The organism is Paraburkholderia sp. GAS41, assembly GCF_050436545.1.
Lineage (GTDB): Bacteria > Pseudomonadota > Gammaproteobacteria > Burkholderiales > Burkholderiaceae > Paraburkholderia.
The window spans coordinates 284,630-304,698 of the sequence record NZ_JBNDMK010000005.1 but is presented as its reverse complement, the minus strand read 5'-3'; the positions used below and the strand labels follow the sequence as shown (position 1 = coordinate 304,698).

The 20,069-nt window shown below is 54.9% G+C and carries 10 protein-coding genes; 2 read left to right on the top strand and 8 right to left on the bottom strand.

Features of this window, described 5'->3' with window-relative positions:
* Window positions 1-407: 407 nt before the first annotated feature.
* The 6 genes from P3T43_RS10780 to P3T43_RS10755 all read right to left on the bottom strand — a co-directional run bounded on the left by P3T43_RS10780 (window position 408) and on the right by P3T43_RS10755 (window position 11,058).
* Window positions 408-2,441 carry a hypothetical protein gene (locus P3T43_RS10780; RefSeq protein ID WP_429281023.1) on the bottom strand — a complete coding sequence of 678 codons (2,034 nt, stop codon included), beginning with the start codon at window positions 2,439-2,441 and terminating at the stop codon, window positions 408-410.
* A complete protein-coding gene (locus P3T43_RS10775; protein WP_429281022.1) occupies window positions 2,438-4,876 on the bottom strand; it encodes a sensor histidine kinase in 2,439 nt (812 codons plus the stop codon). Before P3T43_RS10775 ends, P3T43_RS10780 begins: the two co-directional genes overlap by 4 nt.
* Before the next feature lie 106 nt (window positions 4,877-4,982).
* A complete protein-coding gene (locus tag P3T43_RS10770; RefSeq protein WP_429281021.1) occupies window positions 4,983-5,813 on the bottom strand; it encodes a phosphoadenosine phosphosulfate reductase family protein in 831 nt (276 codons plus the stop codon).
* Window positions 5,788-9,216 carry a hypothetical protein gene (locus P3T43_RS10765; RefSeq protein WP_429281020.1) on the bottom strand — a complete coding sequence of 1,143 codons (3,429 nt, stop codon included), beginning with the start codon at window positions 9,214-9,216 and terminating at the stop codon, window positions 5,788-5,790. Before P3T43_RS10765 ends, P3T43_RS10770 begins: the two co-directional genes overlap by 26 nt.
* Entirely contained in the window at window positions 9,209-10,117 is a 909-nt protein-coding gene (locus P3T43_RS10760; protein ID WP_429281019.1) for a DUF4007 family protein, read from the bottom strand. Before P3T43_RS10760 ends, P3T43_RS10765 begins: the two co-directional genes overlap by 8 nt.
* Window positions 10,118-10,845: 728 nt before the next feature.
* Complete coding sequence (locus tag P3T43_RS10755) at window positions 10,846-11,058, bottom strand: hypothetical protein (protein ID WP_429281018.1); 213 nt, start codon at window positions 11,056-11,058, stop codon at window positions 10,846-10,848.
* Between the two features lie 408 nt (window positions 11,059-11,466).
* Here P3T43_RS10755 and P3T43_RS10750 point away from each other — a divergent pair, with 408 nt between their 5' ends.
* Together P3T43_RS10750 and P3T43_RS10745 are read left to right on the top strand one after the other, a co-directional pair.
* On the top strand, window positions 11,467-15,048 hold the full coding sequence (locus P3T43_RS10750; protein WP_429281017.1) for an AAA domain-containing protein: 3,582 nt from the start codon (window positions 11,467-11,469) through the stop codon (window positions 15,046-15,048).
* A gap of 116 nt (window positions 15,049-15,164) precedes the next feature.
* Complete coding sequence (locus P3T43_RS10745) at window positions 15,165-15,989, top strand: hypothetical protein (RefSeq protein WP_429281016.1); 825 nt, start codon at window positions 15,165-15,167, stop codon at window positions 15,987-15,989.
* A 298-nt stretch (window positions 15,990-16,287) separates the two neighbouring features.
* On the opposite strand, the gene gyrB is transcribed toward P3T43_RS10745, so the two are convergent.
* Both gyrB and dnaN read right to left on the bottom strand, forming a co-directional pair.
* Window positions 16,288-18,759 (bottom strand): DNA topoisomerase (ATP-hydrolyzing) subunit B, encoded by a 2,472-nt coding sequence (gene gyrB, locus P3T43_RS10740; protein ID WP_429281015.1) that lies wholly within the window; start codon window positions 18,757-18,759, stop codon window positions 16,288-16,290.
* Between the two features lie 114 nt (window positions 18,760-18,873).
* Complete coding sequence (gene dnaN / locus P3T43_RS10735) at window positions 18,874-19,977, bottom strand: DNA polymerase III subunit beta (protein WP_429281014.1); 1,104 nt, start codon at window positions 19,975-19,977, stop codon at window positions 18,874-18,876.
* Between the last annotated feature and the right edge of the window lie 92 nt (window positions 19,978-20,069).

Below are 20,069 nucleotides of genomic sequence, written 5' to 3'. Positions count from 1 at the left end.
ACGCCGACGACGGCGCTCCGGCTCGGTCAGAACTTCAATGCTTTCCACGATTTGCCTAGGCTTGAAACTAGTCACAAGACTCCCTCTTATTTTAATGGGTGTCTCGTGTCCTGAGAATCAAGGGGCTACTCCACTATTCGACACCGCCATCCAATGTCGAATTTCGACCACCACTTACAGCCGGCGAGCGCCGCCGCCCTTTAGGGCATACATCCGTCAGGATAGCGTCACAGCTCGCCCAAGCGAGGCGGCGTTCGAAGGCGCAAACGCCCACGGGAACGCGTATGGTAGAGATTGTGGCGAGCGACCTGACAGCCCGTCTGGCGAAGGTTGCCCGTAGATGCACCGGTGCGCGTCTCTCTCGGCGCATATGTTGACATCAGCCCTTCTGGCCATCGAGCCGCGCATCACGATTCAATTGCGGAAGACCCTCTCCTTCTAGGATAAAGCACTAGCTCGTATTCACCGGTCGCTTGATGGCTCTTGATGTCTTTCGTGAAGAACACTTTAAGTGAGTTCTTGGCAATGACCTTACTCGCCTTGGCTTCGTCCCAGTCGAACTGGGGTACGTGCCCGCTATCTAGGAACTCGAGAATATTCGGAAGTTTGAAGGGCAAGAGGCCGTCGGCCATTTTGAATGGTTCGAGCTGCTCTCGCACCCAAGCAGCTAGCGCACGGGAAAGCACATATCGATGGTCATTGTTTCCGTTACCCTCCATCCGAATGCCGGCAAAGAAGTCTTCAGGAACCACGAAGTTTCGTACATCATTCTGGGCGACTTTGAGTCGGAAAACACCACCTAGGCCAATTGAAAACGACGGGTCCACCTGAACGCCTACGCGACCAAGATGACGTAGCGCAAGCTCCTTCGTTTCGTGACATAACACTTCGTTAAGCCTACCCCGCAGCAGATATTTGGAAGAGTCGCGGAGGTCGCGGGCACGAACCATAATGCATGACTTTTCGTCCCATTTGACCAAAACATACGAGTTGTTTGCAACTTCGCGGAGCAGGTGGTATTTTCCGGCAAACGGCTTTGCTGCAAGCAAATCCTCCAAATTGGGGGACCTAACTGCTACATGTCCCTTTACCAACATTACCTGATAGTCGGCTGGACAGCGCTGAAGGTCGCATGCCGGGGAGATTGCGAGCAGGAAAGTGTCCGGATTCCGACGCAACAAGTTGCGCTTGCGGCGCGCCGTCGCTGCAGCGGACAACGGTGGCGGACCATTGCGATGGTAATCGGGTGTTTGTGCCCGGGTCGAGGCTATGTTTCGACGTCGGGCAAGTATCGCCGCATGCCGCTTATTGGAAGCAGGTTGGGTGTGGTTGTTAATACAATTCGGGTTATCGGGAAATGACGACATATCGACATTTTCAGAAAAAACATCTCCGAAACGCACGGCAGGATTCTCTTTAGAAGGCCGTTGTCCAGCAAACGTTACATCGGCGTATAAGTCGAGTAGAACGGAGTTCGGATGTATCTCGCCATTAAACGGGAGAGCCGTTATATGATTTACGATGTGCGCGGCCGCATGAAGACGGGACCTAGCACGAATTTTTGCTGCAAGTGCTTCAGAAAAGAGCCAGCTCAAATATTCCCCTAAGCCTTCCGACTCACGCTCCAGTCTCAAAGAATGTAGCAAGGTCAGGTCGTGGAGCTCCAGCGAGTCTATCTCGTCAACCAGAAACTTGGTGGCAGTATCAATTTCGGTTGAAAACGTGTCCAAGTATTTACTCAGCCCGCGCATATCCCCATATAGCTCGAGCTTCGGCTCAAGGTCGCGCTCTAACCAGATAGCATTTAACGAAGGTTTCTCAACAAAGCGGAAAAACGCCGATTTCAGCTTTGTCGCTTTTCTGAAATCTTCCATCCTATCAAGAGGCAAATTCGAAGACATGAGGTAAACGAAACGACCCTCGGCATTCCCATGCTCCATGACGTCGGATTTTAGACATTCTCTAAACTGAGAAGCGGCCGTAATCACTTCATCGGGAGTGGTCTGCTCTAAATAAAAATCCAGGAATACTAATTTACATCCTTTGATGTCTTCTTCTGCTTCCGCGAGACTGGGGTGGCACTTAAGAGTTAGCTTCGCATCATCGCGCAGAAAGTTCATCAATGGTTTAAGTTGCTTCAGTTCACCTTCGTACTGGTCGAGCAGCCCTCGGAAAATAGGGTCGAGCATCGAGTAAGCTGCAGCATCCTCCTTGTACAACTTCCATGCCGTCTTCAGTTGCTCTTGATTTCGACGAAGTTCAAGCGGTGAGCGCATTCCGGGAAATCTAGCTTCAGCCAAGGCCTTCCAGGCATCATTGGAAATGTCCCGCATTTCGGCCCATTGCGTGTCCTCGATTGAATCAAGGTCAGGGTCTTTGTAGTTATCATCCACTATTACCGCTGTTCCGGTAAACTCTCTCAGTCGCGCAGCAATATTCATTTTGCTTTATTTCGTGAATTGAATTTCAAAACGAAAGAGTGATGATTGCCATCACGTTCGGGTGGTCCCAACTCGAGACTTACATCGTTGTATTCAGCCAGTCGCTTTGAAATAAACAATCCCAAGCCTCTACCTTCTTTGTCTGGCTTTGTGGTCACAAAGGGCCCGAAAATATCATCGACCATGTCAGGCGGAACTCCCGGGCCATTATCGTGAAATTCCAAAGTCTTTTGCTCGGGATTTACGACAAGAGTTATTTTCCCCTTTTTGCTCGCGTCAGCACGAGCATCCACCCAGTAGAACGAGTTACTAAATAAATTATCGAGAATCTGGATAATTTGTCCGCGTTCGACATGCACGCTAAACGCCCCGTTGCTGATGTAATTGACGTCGAAAATGATATCGTGTCGCTTAGCCTTCGCTTCATGCATATCCATAAAAGCCGAAAGCACTTCTCTAAGGTCGACGGTCACCTTTCGCTGGCGTCCAGGAATACTCAAGGCATCAAGAGTGCGAATCTTCTTATCTAGGGTCTTTAGCTGGGCTTCCAGTCCACGGCGCATCGATGCTATATCACTTTCGTCGCCACCTAGCAGCTGCAAAGTGTTTTTCGATATTCTGGCTAGCTCATGCGCCAAAAACTCGACTTGGAGACCCACGCCTGCCAAGTGGATATACTGCTCAAGCTCGTCTTCGTGATTGCGAATTTTGGCCTTAGCCCGCTCCCATGCGTCATGTAGCTCCCCAAGCTGGAATAGGATTTCTTGAACAGCATCCTGTTCCTGGGGAACGCGTGCGCCAAGTTGACGAACTTGAGTTACGGTAGCGTGTTCTGCATCTGCGACACGCAGCGCGAGGTCCTCAATCGTTTCCGGCGCCTCTTTCTTCGCCTCTTTGTCTACTGCTTCCAAGAAACGTCGACACTTGCTAATAATGACATGTCGAAGGAGACGTCGCAGTGCTTCCTTTTCCGGGCAATCACGGAATCCCTCTCGATTTGTCTGGTCGAGCAATGCGGGATTACCTTCGTGTGAGATGCGGAGATAACCGACTATCTGAGCACGATTCAGTTTATATTGGGACGCAGATAATGCATTTCGGTCTAAATCCAGCCAATCGTCTGACGGCGCGCCATATGGATACACGCGGAAACCGTCTCGATAAACGAGCAAACCGCCGCTCCAGCGCCTTACGAAATTCTGGAGACCGCCGGACCAAGCTTCCCTAGCGTCCCTTTGCAGCCTTCCTCGATTAAACCAGTAGAACTTCATTTCGAACGGTCCCAATCTTGGCAGCGCGGCAATCACTGCGTCTGAATCAGGAAGCAGATTCTCTTTTTTGCTGTTCTTCTTTTTGGTTACTGGTTCGCTCACCGAGCTTTTCAGATAAGCGCCAACGACCTTCCAACTCCGTTGTTCGTTAAACAGGCGGTAATCCACGGTAACGTCAAGTTCAAGGTCGCCCAAATTTGGGTTTGTCGGAACTTCGCCGTCATCCTGTGCCTTAATACCAAATTTTGCGGTGCACACCGCGTCAGCCATTTCGAAACGTGATTCGTCAAACTCAGGCAGCCATACCCGCTTCCCTTGAAGCCTGAGCTCTATGAAATCATTTATGAAATCTGATGCGAATGGGTCTCCCAATTTAGCCAACTCCGAGTTGGCCAACTCCCGCAACTTTTCCTCGGTCCAATCCGATTGCAAGTCACGCACGGTTACAACGGTTCCAGTTAAAGTAACGTCGACCTTTTTCTTTCCAACTTCTGGTGCGTAGTCCAGAGCACTCGCATCAAGCGTCGGGTCGGTGAAAATTGGACGCCAATCCAGTTCGAGTAGATTGAAAAATTGGTCCGATTTACTGACTGTCTTGACATAAACGTAGTGGCCTAGTCGCATCGCCGCCAATCGTCCAATGCCCTTTTCGCCGAGTGCTGGCTTTGCCTCACTTTCCCCAATAGGAGCCCATCGAGGCGAGGTTTTTTTAGGTTTCTCAAGTAGCCGTAGCGGCGTACCAACAGTCAGATACCCTTTTTGAAGAATTTCTTGCGTCATGCCGTGCCCGTTGTCGGCGATGCGCATGCTATTGCCGGCGAAGTATGCTTCGGCAAGTCGCTTCGCCGCTTCGTCAGGCGTTGAAGGCTCGCCTAACGCGCCCCAGAACGCTTCGCGGGCCGATTCTGGCGCATCCGGCTCCACGACTTTCATCAGCGCGCTTCGAAACTCGGCGGCATCGAACCGCGTGGCAGGCACTTTGGACAGCCAGTCGTTAAACGATACAAACGTCGACTGTTGAAGCACAATGTCCACGTCAATACGCACCCTTGTCGCGTTCGCGTCAATTGCGTTCTTAACTAGCTCATACAACGCGACGGCGTCCGAGCTTATCAACTCAGCACCCAACTCAAGGAGGACGCGGGCCTTAAATTCGATAGCCATAAAGGTTTGTTTTTAGCTTATAGCTTGATACGCGAGCGTACCGAGTTGTGATTGCGAGGGAAACGGCTCAATTGCACTCACTCTCGCCCCTTACTGGTCAAAATAGCTAAAGTTGGCAAACCAGACACCCTTGGTCATCATCATCCTCCGGCGTCTCCCCAGAGTCTGCGTCCTTGAATAACTCAAGGAGTGTTACGTTTTCTCGGCGCTCAATCTTTCGTTGCATCCGAATGACATGTTCAGTTCTGATTTGCTCCATACGCGCCGGCTGCTCCAGTTCCGTCAAGCTCTCACCTTGACTCCATGTGAAGAAATTGCCAGTCTTCTCATACGGTCGTTCGTATTCTTTCGCCTTGTCGTACAAGTCGGGATGGGTCTCCTTAAGCCTCACCCACTCTATTTTTTGCTGATAGAAGCAGAAGTAGCAGCCCGAGCGAGTCCTCCCCCACTTGGTGTAGGGAGGCATCCCGACACCAGAAACGCGCAGGATTTCTTCAATATCTCGCAAGACCAATCCTGCGTCAATGAAAGGATAGACCGCCTTGATATTCGGTTTGTGACTGATGTACCCGGAGCGATTCTCGTCTGCTCTGAGCCCAACGTAGTTGATTATCTCTTCGTCCCCACAATACTGTTCGAAAGGCTTCAGCTTGAGCGCTCGCGTACACCAGCGGCGGTGATTCGAAGGAATCATTCCGCCGTACATCTCATACCAGTGGTCGAATCCCAAGTCTGCATTAAGTCTTATAACTGGTTTTCCCAGGTAGTTCGAAATCTTGTCGAGAAACTCGTAAGTTTCTGGAAGTTCCTTACGCGTATCGCTAAAAATGTATTCCATCTCGGGCACCTTGTCCCTCATGTAGAGGGCCAAGGCGGCACTATCCTTGCCGCCCGAAAGACTCAGAATATGTCTAACTCGCTTTTTTTCGACTGTCAATCTCGGCTCCAGTGCGCAATTCGTCGGCTTGCAGGACCTCAGCCAGCGCTTGTGCGAGCGCTGCTTGCAACATTTCGGCGTCTTCGCCTACCTGCGGTTTCAACGAGGCCAATATCGTGCTAGCGAGCTCTTTTGCCCTCTTCGAAGAGGCGAGGAGCAGAGAGCGCTCTTCTCCACCGAACGATGTAATCGTGAAACTCATGAAACGCTCAGCTGCCTCTCGGTGTTGTCCTCGTTCCATCGCGACCTTCAACCAGCGCTTGTATCGGCCGCAAAGCTCCAAAATCACCTCCCGAAACATCGCAAGGCTATCGTCGACCCATGACTCCATCGGCCTTTTAACGATGAGAGTGGCGAGTGAATCTAGCCAGCGGTCGTCTACAGGGGTAACGTCGACGCATCTGAGCACGAATGCCTTCAGTTCCACGTCAGCCAAGTCTGCTGCTATGTCGGCACATTCCCGCTGAAGTTGAGCGCGAACCACTGCCAGCGGACCCGGGATTCCGAATGCGCGACCCAAAACGGCTGCAGCGTCTTCTTGAAGGCGACGATACGCACCACCGAGTTCGTTCATTGCGGAACTCAGGCGGTGCACAAAGCCCTTCGCTCCCGCCCCTTGATTGAACAGCGAGGGGATTTGCTCACTCAGAAGTTCAATCGGGTCTGTAGCACGCTTGAGCGTCGAGCGGAGTAATTTAGCGTCGGCCGAGACGGTCAAAGTCTCCTGCGCATACTCGGGCAGGCGGGCGTACCAGCGGACCACTGCTCGAGACAACTCAAGGAAAGTCGGCGTCTCCGAAAGCGACTGGCCGACTGACGCCAGAACAGAACAGTACTGGTGCTGCAACTTCTCTCCACGACCCGCATCGGAAAACTCGCGCAGTTGAAATGCGTCGGGGTTTTTGAACATGCGAGCGAGGTGGTCCGCCGTTAGTTCCAAGACTAGAGTTCCACGCTCGAATACGGCACATACGTCGCGCTTTGCTAAGAGATAGCTGACGACCCAAACTGATGATACACCCTGTCTTAAGCCCAAAGGCGGCAAGCTCAGTCGCTCCAGAACGGTGCGAAAACTCGCCGGCGTCGCTGACTTGAGTAGGATTTCTATCCGTTGCCAAACCTGTGTCAACGAATCGGATACCGACCAAGGAGCGTTGGCTCGCTCGCTGTAAATCCCAGTGTCCCGCAGCAAAGTAGCATAGAGAAGACGCTCGGGAGGGAACTCAGTTGCGCCGAAAAACTCCTGGCTAGACACATTTTGTGCCAATAATTTCTCGAACAGTTTCTGTCGCGCAAGCACAATCGCCGAGGAGGGGCGGTCCTTGTTGATGAGCTCGTTTACGAGCGTCGGGCACTCTGTGAAAACAGCGTCGAACATCCACGACGCTGCCTGGCTTACATTCAACTGCGTAGTGCTCGGAACTAGCTCACCTTCGTAGTAGTATTGATGGATTTCATCACATTGCCCGAGTAACCGGCTCATGACATCGGCTTCGACGCGGCGCCGCGCATCCGCTAGTGAGTTTTCAACGTAGCGAGAGGTCCACGGGTCCAAGGTGCCGTTTTGTGTTGCCGCTTTAACCGACATCCACCGCGATAATTCGCGAAGCGATACGAGCGCGCTTTCACTGAGCTCAATAGCTGTCCAAAGCACCAAGGGACAGCCAGTCGTTGCTTGTAGCGCCGTCGCTTTCTTGCGATGCTCAGGACGAGACTCGTCGACGAGGATAACGTTAATCAAACCATCAGCATCTGACGAGCACTTTGGAAAGTCATCAACGGCTTGACCGACGTTGATTGAGACCGTCCGAAGGGTCCCCTTTCGATGGTAATGGCCGCTCGCGACAACCGTGTTTTCGCTAAGCAGCTTCTGCAGTCCCGCAACCGTAAGGTCACTGGCCGAGTCTCCCGCCACTTCGTAGAGAGCGTCAACGTTGACTGTCTCATTGACAGCGAACGCATAACCTTCACTGCCTGGCGTTTTTAGCAATACCCCTCGTTTGCAGGTCTCGTCCAGAGCGGCCTGGACATCTGCCGTTGAAAATTTATCCGCAAGAGCAAAAGCCAACAGCTCGGGGGTCGCAGCCAGGCGCGCGCTGCCCCGCACTAGCTCAAGGACCGACAGTGCTTTGAGCACAGAAACTTCAATTTCCGGCCTCTCAACTGCATCCTCGATAGCGCTGAGCGCAAATTCCCACCTGCGCTCGGTAGCCAGGTCGCGAAACCGTAAACGGGAGCCTTGACTCAGGAACGAAAACAGATATTCACTTGAATACCAGTTCTTGGCGTCAAGCGTTCGCGTCTGAATAAAGTCTCTGAAAGCATACGGTTCGTGACCACGCAGGAATGCGTGGAACGAGCGCTCACTTTGCCCCATGCGCTTGGATACGTGGGCCATCGCCGAAAGCACGACCGGGTGAAGTGGGAAAAGCCTCTCGGCATGCTCAAATAGTTCGTTGTCGGACTCGCCGGAGCTACGAAGAACACCGAGAGTAAGGGCGCGCTTGTAGATTGTGCGCGCCGTCCGTCGAATAGCCTGCACATTTGTCACTGACTCAGGAGCAGCGAGCGCGTGAGCAGCGAAATGTGCGTAGCGCTGGACCGGCTCATCAAACGGGACCTCGTCGAAACGGCCAGCAATCTTATGCCACTCGTCCGACGCTGTCCGCCCGACGCCTTTGGCATAGTCGGCGAGGTGCTGATGCAGCATCGTCACCACAAACAAAGTAGCATCGTCGCCTCGGCAGGCCAATTCCGCGACCTGCTGCAAAACCATCAGGTCTCCTTCTGCCGGCCACAACGTCGCGTGCTCGACGAATTTTCCAAGTTCGTCGATGAGGAGAAGTACGCCGCCGTACCCTTGCTCCTGAGCGCAGGAAATTAAGTCGAGGAGAAGGAAGTTAGATGCCGCGTTCAGGCGCTGGCCTTTATACGTCCCCTGCTCCAGGTCAATCGCCTTGGCCAGCTTTATGGCGCCGCGATGTTCCGTCCACGTTTGTAGTGCCTCCTTCGCGCTCTTGGCAATGGCGCTGCCAAGGGACGTGCGTGAGCCGCCGACTGCAAGCGGAAGCAGGTTGTGTCCAGGACGGAAAAGCGCAGCGACGTGCGGGGCTTGCTCGGAGAGCGCGCCGAAAATATTGCGTGCCGCTTTGGGCCCCGCTAACAGGCGCGAAAGAAGTAAAGCCAGAGCAGATTTGCCACTGCCGTATGGGCCAATAATCTTCCAAGCCCTCTGCTTACTCCGCGTCTTTACGCCGGTGCCGATTTGAGTCAGCGCGGCGATTACCGCTGGAGTAAGCATATACCCTGCGAGTGCGTCCTTGTCATGCAAGTCACGCTCAAGTGAAATAGACCGGCTGAAATGGCGGTCGAGGAGCAAATGAGTCGCAATAGGCTCAGACATGTGCTTTAACGTCCAGAAGCGAAAAGATATAGTCAGCTGATGACAGAAGTTGCTCGTCACAGACCACAGTCTGGGTATCGGCGGTATCTATCAATCGAATTGCTCCGCCTGTCAGACCCTCCGTCTGCTGCAGAAAATCATAGAGTCGTGGTTCGTCGAGTCTGAAGATGGCACCTGGACTCAACGTCGTCTGGACGAGTTCGTGCACCGGCAAGGACCTCCGATTCGACGATTGCATGCGAAAAAGGTGAACTAGCGCGGCGGTGAAGACCCGCACGCTGAGGCCTATCGGTGAGGCCACCGAGCAGTCGTAGATTGTGGTGCCATTCCTGCTTGGCACCGCGCGGACAAGTCTTAGGTCTTGTAACGGACACCATAGGCTATCGTCCGTGGAGTCGTTGCCCCGCACATAGCTTTGCAGGAAAATCGACGTGTGCTGTTCGACGGTTGACTGGGCCAGCGCGCGGGCATTGCCGGCGCCTCGCTTGGTCAGTCTCGCTACTACGTCCGCTTTCTCAAACCGCGCCATCGAGACGTCGCCAAAGACGACGTTCCACGCGGCTATGTTGGCGTTTGCACAAATCCACCAGTGAAGGAGCCAAAGTGATTCAGGCTTTTCGAGGAACGGGTCCCATCCGCCGTCACTGAATAGCAGTTGACCTGTTGGCCCAGCGACATGGCCCTTCGCATCCCCTGGTGCGACTTGAATTACGCCCGTCGCCTCTCCCCAGAACTGCAGCGACCGAACCATGTTGCGGCCGATACCTAACCGCTCGGTAGCTTCAGCATCTTTTCTTAATATCTCAGGTGACGCGCTGACAGCGTCGAACACCTTACGCAACCAGCCGTAGCGGCAGACAAACGATTCATGACCCGAAAATCGTTCTGCGGTGAATTCCATATGCTTTTTCGAATGGTTGTGTGACGCGCATGCCGCGCAAGTGCTTGCTTACGCACCTTTTCCAGATGCCAGCGTCGAAAGCGCGCAATTCTGCACGTTATGGAGACGAATATTACCGGTTTTTGCGCTGACCGGCGTCGTCATAGGTGAAAACCGCCGATTAGCGCACCTCACCTTCGGACAATAGAGGCGCGGGGGTAGGCGACTATTCCGCCGTTCATCGTCCCTAGTCCGCGCACATGCAGCAATGGTGCGGCTGCGTAGATATAGTATTTCGCGGAAATGATAATGGGGGCATGGCCGGATGGTGCTCCAGGAGGCGAAGTGGTCGGTTTGCGCTGGTGGCTCAGCGGCTGTAATGTGATGTTGAAAACGCACCTCTCTACGGCCCAAGAATTCGAAACCGCCACTGTCATGCTGCCATGGCAGAAAGTGTGCACTCGCTCGCATCGAATAGGGTTTCACGTACCTGTTCGGCTGCTTCGTGACCAACGCCGAGCCGAATTAGAGATAGCGGCAGAGAGGCGGATTTCTCACGCCAGCTTCGTGCGTCCGCGGGACGCATGTGGCAAAAGGTTTTTCGAAGCAATGGAGAGCGAGCTCGGCCGTGACACGTCAACACGGTGCACGCGTCAACACAATGAATGGGCACGAGGCCGACGCTATACGGCAACCTCGTCGCCGGGGCCGCCTAAATCGTCCCAGCTGCGCACGACCGTCGGGTCCACCTAATCTGCCGCGCGGCGAATCCATTCTGCATCAATCACGCCATCGTTTGAAGACAGCTTTTCGGTGTGGAACCTGTCAGCAAGACATCTCAATCGATTTGCCCGCTCAAATTGGCTTGCCCACTCTTCAACTTCCTTAAGGCGGTCGAGCGCCTTCCTGCGTATTTCGGATAACGCCACCATAATCGCGGCGGCGATATCTGGTCGATTCAAGGTTGTCGCGCATAGTCTTGAGAGTGTGCTCGTCAGACCTTCTTCCCGCTGTCTGGAGACAGCAGGTCTCCGATAGATGAGGGAGTGCCCAAGCGGCAGCACATCACTGCGCTAACCGAGTGAATGCAGCGGAACAACCAAAGACTTCTTCGACAACGGGCTTACCGCGTCCAGCGACCCTAGAAGATGTCGGTCAGTTGAACGAGGCGTGACAATGGTGGCAAAGCGCCGAAGATTGCGTTCGCGAATGTTGACCAGCAATTGTTCTGCGCGCCAAACCGTTCACGCAATAGCATATATCCCAATATACTTGTTCGGCCACGGGAATGCCCTCGATGCGAGGTTTGACAGGCCAGCAAATGGGTGCATATATATTTCGGCCAGACCAGCTGACAGATGACAAGAAATATGCAAGAAAAATCGATTGCTTACGCCGCGTACTGGCGAAACTCGCTCGCTGATGCGGAGCTGGGCAGCGGTATCCTCAGGAAGGATGAGGTGAATGCATGCCGCCGGGTGTGTCACGACGAGGCGGAATCCGGAATCTTGCATGAGGATACGGTCGAGGAGTTCTTCTCGGGGGAACCAGAAAAAATCCAGTTCATCGAGGTCGTCTATCGGCCACTGTTATATGCAGTGAAAAATGAACACGGACAACGAGCGACACAGTTGCCCGAATTTGTCACTCCGCTCGTCACGCATGCGTTGCTGTCGCGGGAGGGTTGCCTTCTCCCGAAGCCCACTACGGTCGTGCCACGAGACATCTTGCAACCTCTGGAGGCCGGCTCGTTCTCCATCGGGACGGTAGACGACCTCGACAAATATCTGACCGACGGGCAGGTTCCCGGTATATCGTCCGCCGATGTAAGCGATGGCGACGAAACCCAACTCGAAGAATTTCGAAAAGGTTGGAAAGCATACCTGGTTGGCCTCGATAGTATGCTTGCAGCGGTTTGCAGCGCTTTCATTTCTGAAACACGCCAGTTTTTGCCCGCTGACTATGGGCTTGTGCTGAAAAAAGGTGTCATCAGCGGCGCAACCCAGCACGTCGTTCGCCTGTATGACCACATGCGCGACAAGCGGCCACGCTTGCCTCTCTTCGAGACGTACGCGCGTGTAGATGCCGCACCTATTGAGCCCTGCCTTCCGCGTAGGGCAGGATTCGCTGCCCGACTTGGCCACTCTAGCGACAAATTCCCCCTAGCCGACGCACAGAGAACCGCGCTGACCCACTTGCTTGCCGCCAAAGACGGTGAAATCGTCGCCGTAAATGGGCCGCCAGGAACGGGCAAAACGACGCTACTCCTCTCTGTCGTGGCATCGCTTTGGGCCCAGGCAGCGCTGGACGAATCGGAGCCACCGGTAATCTTCGCTGCATCTACGAACAATCAGGCCGTCACTAATATCATCGATGCTTTCGGGAAAGATTTTGCTTGTGGTGACGACCGACTTGGCGGGCGTTGGCTTCCTGATATACGTAGTTTCGGCGCCTACTTTCCCTCACAAAGTCGGGAAGCGGAAGCGTCTGAGAAATACCAGACAAACTCGTTCTTCGACGAAATCGAAACTCAGGAATATGTTGACCGTGCAAAGACTGAGTTCCTGTCTCGCGCGAAGGCAGCCTTTTCGAATTTGAACGCTACGGAGGTGAAGCCCGTAGTAACACGTCTACATGCTGAACTACAGGAGCGTACAGCGCGCTTGATAGCAGCTGAAGAAAGTTGGCATGTTTTCTGTGCCGCGAAGGCTGATACAGCCGCCGAGCTAGGCGATGACCCTTCCACTACCATGTCTGTCAGACAGCTACTCGTCGACGGCCTAAACGCAACTGTCCAAGAGTGGAAGATAGTCAAGGACGGATGGGATAGCTACCGAGCCAGAGAATCGCTCTTCTATCCGTTCTTTTCATGGTTACCCCCAGTGGCGGCGAAACGTCTTCGCCAGGCCCGTGAATACCTGAAGACGGCAGTGAAACGCGAATCATATGAGTCGTTGGGGGCGACGTTACCAGGAATCGAGAAATCTATCGGCGACCGTCTCAATGCGCAGTCCCAGTCACGAGACAATGCTGCCCGTGCGGTTGAGCGTGGAGAGAGCGTTCTCCTAGCCCAGACGGAAGCGTTGACCAACTTCGGCAATGCCGCGCGACGCGTCGGCGTTACTGGTGACATCGAGCAGTTGTCACTCGAACAGTGCGACCACTCTGCCGACACCGAGCTTCGATTCCAGATTTTCATGTTGACCACGCACTACTGGGAAGGTCGCTGGTTGCTCGAAACGGAAAGCCAGTTGGCAAAAATTCTGGAAAAGAAGAAAAGCAGGAACCCCGGTCCGGCCACGCTCATGCCCCGATTCCGCCGGCGCATGATGGTTACGCCGTGCGCCGTCTCGACGTTCGCCATGTTGCCTGCATATTTGCAGAGCTTCGTTCGCGGCGACGGCAAATTCGACGCGGATTACCTGTACAACTTCGTCGACCTTCTGATTGTCGATGAGGCGGGACAGGTACTTCCAGAAATCGCAGGTGCATCATTTTCTCTGGCGCGCAAAGCCCTGGTCATTGGCGACACAAAGCAGATTGAACCGATTTGGTCCGTTCCGCGTCGAGTCGACTTCGGTAATCTTATGAACCTAGGTTTGCTTACCGGGGCCGAGAAGAGCATGACATACGAAGAGCTGGCCCGTACCGGAAAGACCGCCGCAAGCGGCAGCGTCATGCTCGTCGCACAGAACGCAACGCGCTATCATGCGGACCCCGAACTTGACCGAGGTCTGTACCTGTACGAGCACCGGCGCTGCTATAACGAAATCATCGAATTCAGTAATAAGCTTTGCTACCACGGGAAGCTGCTGCCTCGGCGCGGTCAGGCGCCCGCAGCTTCCCAGGGCGCATCTGACCACCTCCCACCAATGGCGTACGTTCATGTCGACGGTATATGCCAGAGCCTACCTGCGGGAAGTCGTCGCAACCTGCTCGAGGCCGAAACTATTGCAGCGTGGCTTTCAGCAAATCGCGGCATGCTGGAGACGAAGTACGGTGCGCCGCTCCATCGGATTGTCGGCATCGTCACGCCATTCGCTGCCCAGGTTTCCGCTATCGAAGCAGCGTGCGCAAAGGTCGACATCAAGGTCGGGCGCGCAGACGGTATGCTGACTGCCGGAACCGTTCACTCCTTGCAAGGGGCCGAGCGACACATCGTTATCTTCTCACCTGTCTACTCCAAGCATGGAGATGGTCGGTTCATTGACAAAAGTACGAGCATGCTCAATGTCGCGGTGTCCCGCGCGAAAGACAGCTTCATTGTCTTCGGTGACATGGATGTTTTCGACTCGGTCCCAGCGAGCGAACCTCGCGGTGTTCTAGCGAAATTTCTGTTCAAGAGTGCAACGAATGCGTTGCGATTTGAACATCGACAGCGCACGGACCTGCAAACCCGGACTACGATTATTTCTCAGTTGAGAGACGCCTCAGGCCATGACGCGTTCCTGCTGGACACATTGTCGAGCGTGAAGAGCACCTTCCAGATTGTGACGCCTTGGATTCGTCTGGAGCGGGCGAGGGAAATTGGCGCATTCGACGCAATGCAGGAAGCCATTGACCGAGGCGTTGAAGTTGAAATCTATACGGACCCGCAACTCAACATTGGGGATGCTGGTGCCGAGGTCAAAGAAAAAAAGCTGGCGCAACTTCTAGCTGACGTTGCGACCCTCCGCAACGCAGGCATCACAGTAAACTTTGTCCGGGAGGTGCATAGCAAGCTCGTCATCGGTGACGAAGACATTTACTGTGTGGGCTCGTTCAACTGGTTTAGCGCACAACGGACAGGACAGTATGTACGCCACGAGACGTCGCTGCTATATCGAGGAGCTGACCTAGTGCATGAGATTCTGGCTATGCGCAAGAGCCTGCTACAGAGAAGAATTTCTGCGGCGCCCTTTACCGATGAGCGCTCCGGTAGACGCCCGAGTTTGGAGCGTCCGGTTCTGTAGAACTTCCGACGAGAGGCGCGGCACTCGTTACTGGGCTGCTTTGTACCTAATGCTTTCAATGTCGCTTGCGCACAGGCACCGTTAGTGCGTCTCACCTTGTCCGAATCAATCGAAAAATGCCCGGGAACCGCGCCGACCGCACCCTTCCGACACTTCTAGCCGCGCAGACCGTCGCACTACAAGTCCGACCCAAGGAAGCCCCTTCAAAGGAGCCGCTGGCAGTTCTCATTGTGCAGCTAAAAGAGCGTGACCCGTATGCGGAACGGGGCGGTTCAGAGGACCGTGAACTCAGTCTCTCTTACGGCGTCGTCGTCGAAGGAACCTACTCAGGCACCTACAGCAAGAAGGGGAAATTCAAGGCCTCGTACCACTCGGGCCTGCGAACTGCGTCCCTTACGTCCCACGTGCTCTACCAAGCCGCGCTTAATTTAGACTTGCCCGGACTCGAAGGCAATAGAATTGGGACGTATCTGATGAATGCGGTCGTTCTATGGGTCAAGCGGTTCCCGCCTGACACAGCCGTTAACGCGATAACCCTGCTTCCAGGCCAAGCGACCGCCGACAATAAGGAGCGGCGCAACCGGTTCTATGAGCAATTCGATATCAAATTCGACTACCAGCTGCCCGAGCGACGGGAAACAGGTAAATCCTTGCCTATGTCGGTTCAAGACCTGAAGCCTGTCGCAACGTGGAGTGAAAACATAGTGGAGCTGGACATCACTGAGTATGTCCGTGAGCTCCACATCGCCCAGCAGAGCGCCGAGACGAAAGCGCTTCGCGCAATCGCTGAACTAGCGCTAGCTCGCGAAGCCGCAAGGGACGCGGTAGCTCACGCCGCAGAACGCAGCCGAGCCAACGTCAGAAACACATTCACCCGTTCCGTTATCTCGATGGCAATACTTTGCGCCGCCATCGCATGGGCCGCCCATCGATGGATGTAACTTTGTTTGGACGTCTAGCGGGGCCTCCTATGAATGCCACTGCCGACAATGCCGGGACCTTCATAATTGCTAGCTTCGTGCCCGGAGCACCGGCTTTTTCCGCTCGCAGTTCCGTCACTGACGTCTGGGACAGGTCTCTTTCACGCGACGTCGCCACCCATCCATGGTGATTTTTAGGAGGCGCAGGCGTGCCTAGATGAATCGCCTATAAATCCAAACTATTAATGGAAAAGGACCCATAATTTTCTCAACTTATGGGTCCGTTTTTCTCAGGTTTCGAGGCTATCTACAACAAAACTCAAACATCAATATTCCCAGCCCTCAACGCATTCGACTCAATGAACGCCCTCCGCGGCTCGACATCATCGCCCATGAGGGTGGTGAAAATCCCATCAGCCGCAATAGCATCCTCAATCTGCACACGAAGCAAACGCCGCACAGCCGGATCCATCGTCGTTTCCCAAAGCTGCCCAGGATTCATTTCACCGAGACCTTTGTAGCGCTGCTTGGAAACATTCCGCTCCGCATCCGCAATCAACCACTTCATAGCGTTCTTGAAGTCGTTCACTGCCATGCTGCGTTCGCCACGCTTGATCACAGCGCCCGGCCCGATCAACCCCTTAAACGTCAGCGCCGTATTCACAAGCTGCTGAAAGTCAGCGGTCAACTGAAACTCTTCGTCGAGAACCGAAACCTTCTGATTGCCATGATGCGTCCGCGATACACGCAGTGACCTCAGCTCGCGCACCTGGTCATACATCGTCGTCACGCGAACTTCGGGCTTCAACGGATCATCCCTGAGCTTGGCCTCGAATGCCTTAGCCGAAGCCTCAGCAGCCTCTTCCGAAGAAAGATCGAGCACAACCCCATCCATCACCGCTTCGAGCGCGCCAGCGTCATACAACCGGCTCAACCGGTCGACCACCGCCTGCGCGAGCAGATACGAGCGGGCGAGCTCACCCAACGCATCCCCAGCAATTGCCGTAGCACCTTCGCCCGGCACCAGCTCCGAGCCATTCAAAGCAAGCTTCAGCATATGAGCATTAAGCTCAGCCGCATCCTTCAGATACCGCTCATCCTTCCCCGCCTTGATCTTGTACAGAGGCGGCTGCGCGATATAAATAAACCCACGCTCGATCATCTCCGGCATTTGCCGATAGAAGAACGTCAGCAACAGCGTCCGAATGTGCGCACCGTCGACGTCAGCATCGGTCATGATGATGATGCGGTGATAACGCAGCTTCTCGAGGTTGTAGTCTTCCTTACCAATCCCGCAACCGAGCGCCGTAATCAAGGTAACGATCTGCTCCGAAGAAAGCAGCTTGTCGTAGCGAGCCTTCTCGACGTTAAGCACCTTCCCGCGCAGCGGCAAAATAGCCTGAAACTTCCGATCCCGTCCCTGCTTGGCCGAGCCACCTGCCGAGTCACCCTCGACGATATAAATCTCGGACTTCGCCGGATCCTTCTCCTGGCAATCCGCCAGCTTCCCAGGCAGCCCGACACCGTCGAGCACACCCTTGCGCCGCGTCATTTCCCGCGCCTTGCGCGCCGCGTCCCGAGCCCGCGCTGCATCGACCACCTTGCCGCAAATGATCTTCGCGTCGTTCGGCGTCTCCTGCAGGAACTCTTCCAGCGCCTTCGCAACCACTTCCTCAACCGGCGCGCGTACTTCCGACGACACCAGCTTGTCCTTGGTCTGCGCGGAGAACTTCGGCTCCGGCACCTTCACGGACAGCACGCACGACAAGCCTTCGCGCATGTCGTCGCCCGAAGTCTCGACCTTCGCCTTCTTGGCAATCTCGTGATCGGCAATGTACTTGTTCATCACGCGCGTCATTGCCGCGCGCAGACCGGTCAAGTGCGTCCCACCATCGCGCTGCGGAATGTTGTTCGTGAAGCACAGCACGTTCTCGTTGTAGCTATCGTTCCACTGCATCGCCACTTCAACGCCCACGCCGTCCTTCTCGCCGCTCACGTGGAAAATGTTCGGATGCAGCACGGCCTTGTTCTTGTTGATGTACTCAACAAAACCCTTCACGCCGCCCACAAATGCGAAATCTTCTTCCTTGCCGGTGCGTTGATCCGTCAAACGAATCCGCACGCCGTTATTCAGGAACGACAGTTCACGAATCCGCTTGGCCAGAATGTCGTAGTGATATTCGATGTCGCCGAAAATCGTCTGGTCGGCGAGGAAGTGCACTTCGGTGCCGCGGTTTTCGGTGTCGCCAGTGACCTGAATCGGCGAAACAGCCACGCCGTCGACCTGTTCGATGATGCGGTTCTGCGGCACGCCACGGTGGAATTCCATGAAGTGCTTCTTGCCGTCGCGGCGAATGGTCAGACGCAGCCATGCAGACAGCGCGTTCACGCACGACACGCCCACGCCGTGCAGGCCGCCCGACACCTTGTAGCTGTTCTGGTCGAACTTGCCGCCGGCGTGCAGCTCGGTCATCACGATTTCAGCGGCGCTGCGCTTGGGGTCGTGCTTGTCGTCCATCTTCAGACCGGTCGGCACACCACGGCCGTTGTCGGTGATGGAGATGGAGTTGTCCGCGTGGATGATCACCTGGATATCGTTGCAGTGCCCGGCCAGCGCTTCGTCGATCGAGTTGTCCAGCACTTCGAATACGAGGTGGTGCAAACCGGTGCCGTCCGATGTATCCCCGATGTACATACCCGGCCGCTTGCGCACCGCTTCCAGACCTTCGAGGATCTGAATCGAAGAGGCGCCGTAGCTGTTATCGGGTTGCGAATTGTTCGTGTCAGTCATGGATTTTTTCCGGTTCTGCGTTGCTGCCTGGTTGCTGCTCGGGACATTTCAAAACACCATAAAAACGCCAAAGGGGCGCTGCGCCCCTTGGTGTTTTTCTTGATGTTGGACGCGTTAGATGCGCATCGGCATCACGACGTATTTGAATTCGTCGTTTTCAGGAATGGTGATCAATGCGCTGGAGCTGGCATCACCCAAGCTCACTTGCAACATGTCGACCTTCAGGTTTGCCAGCACGTCGAGCAGATACGTGACGTTAAACCCGATATCGACGCTGTCGCCGGTATACGCAATTTCCAGTTCTTCCTGGGCTTCTTCCTGGTCCGCATTGGTGGACATGATCTTCAACTGGCCCGGCTCGATGATGCAGCGCACGCCCTTGAATTTGTCCGAGGTCAGAATGGCGGCGCGTTGCAGCGAACGCTGCAGTTCTTCGCGGCCAATCAGGAACTGGTTCTTGTGCGACTTCGGAATCACGCGCTGGAAGTCCGGGAATTTCCCTTCCACCAGCTTCGACACCAGTTCGACCTGACCGAAGGTGAACTTCACCTGGCTCGGCGCAATGTCGATCTTCAACGTGTCGTCGATGTCTTCCAGCAAGCGCTGCAATTCGAGAATCGTCTTGCGCGGGATGATCACTTCCTGACGCGCAAACGAGCCTTCAATCTTCATGGACGAAAATGCCAGACGATGACCGTCCGTCGCGACCGCCATCAACTGGTCGCCGTCCACCACCAGCAGCATGCCGTTCAGGTAGTAGCGAATGTCCTGCTGGGCCATGGAGAAATGGACCATGCCGAGCAGTTGGCGGAACGTCTTCTGGGGAACCACCAGGTTCGCACCGAAGTCTTTAGCTTGGGCGACCGTGGGGAATTCGTCCGCCGCGAGCGTCTGCAGCGCAAAGCGGCTCTTGCCGGATTGCACGGTGAGGCGCTTGTCGTTCAGCGTGAGCGTGACCTGGCCGTCGGGCATGGCACGCAGGATGTCGAGCAGCTTACGCGCCGCTACCGTTGTCGCAACCGAATCGCTGCCCACGCCGAAGTCGCCGTGCGTGGTGATCTGAAGTTCGAGGTCGGTCGACAGGAACGACACGTCAGGGCCGTTCTTGGTAATCAGCAAGTTGGCGAGGATCGGCAACGTATGGCGGCGTTCGACGATGCCGCTCACGGTTTGCAGCGGCCTGAGGAGGTTATCGCGTTCGGTCTTGACCAGTTGCATAGAGTTCCTTCGTTGATGTGACGGCCTGCGCGCCCACTCGGCAATTCCTGCACGCGGCCCCGGCCCCCGCCGGCGCTACGCTGCGCCAGTCA

Excerpts from the sequence above, each read along its gene's own strand:
- P3T43_RS10780 (WP_429281023.1), bottom strand. The coding sequence starts at position 2,441 with ATGAATATTGCTGCGCGACTGAGAGAGTTTACCGGAACAGCGGTAATA.
- P3T43_RS10775 (WP_429281022.1), bottom strand. The coding sequence starts at position 4,876 with ATGGCTATCGAATTTAAGGCCCGCGTCCTCCTTGAGTTGGGTGCTGAG.
- P3T43_RS10765 (WP_429281020.1), bottom strand. The coding sequence starts at position 9,216 with ATGTCTGAGCCTATTGCGACTCATTTGCTCCTCGACCGCCATTTCAGC.
- P3T43_RS10760 (WP_429281019.1), bottom strand. The coding sequence starts at position 10,117 with ATGGAATTCACCGCAGAACGATTTTCGGGTCATGAATCGTTTGTCTGC.
- P3T43_RS10750 (WP_429281017.1), top strand. The coding sequence starts at position 11,467 with ATGCAAGAAAAATCGATTGCTTACGCCGCGTACTGGCGAAACTCGCTC.
- P3T43_RS10745 (WP_429281016.1), top strand. The coding sequence starts at position 15,165 with ATGCCCGGGAACCGCGCCGACCGCACCCTTCCGACACTTCTAGCCGCG.
- gyrB (WP_429281015.1), bottom strand. The coding sequence starts at position 18,759 with ATGACTGACACGAACAATTCGCAACCCGATAACAGCTACGGCGCCTCT.
- dnaN (WP_429281014.1), bottom strand. The coding sequence starts at position 19,977 with ATGCAACTGGTCAAGACCGAACGCGATAACCTCCTCAGGCCGCTGCAA.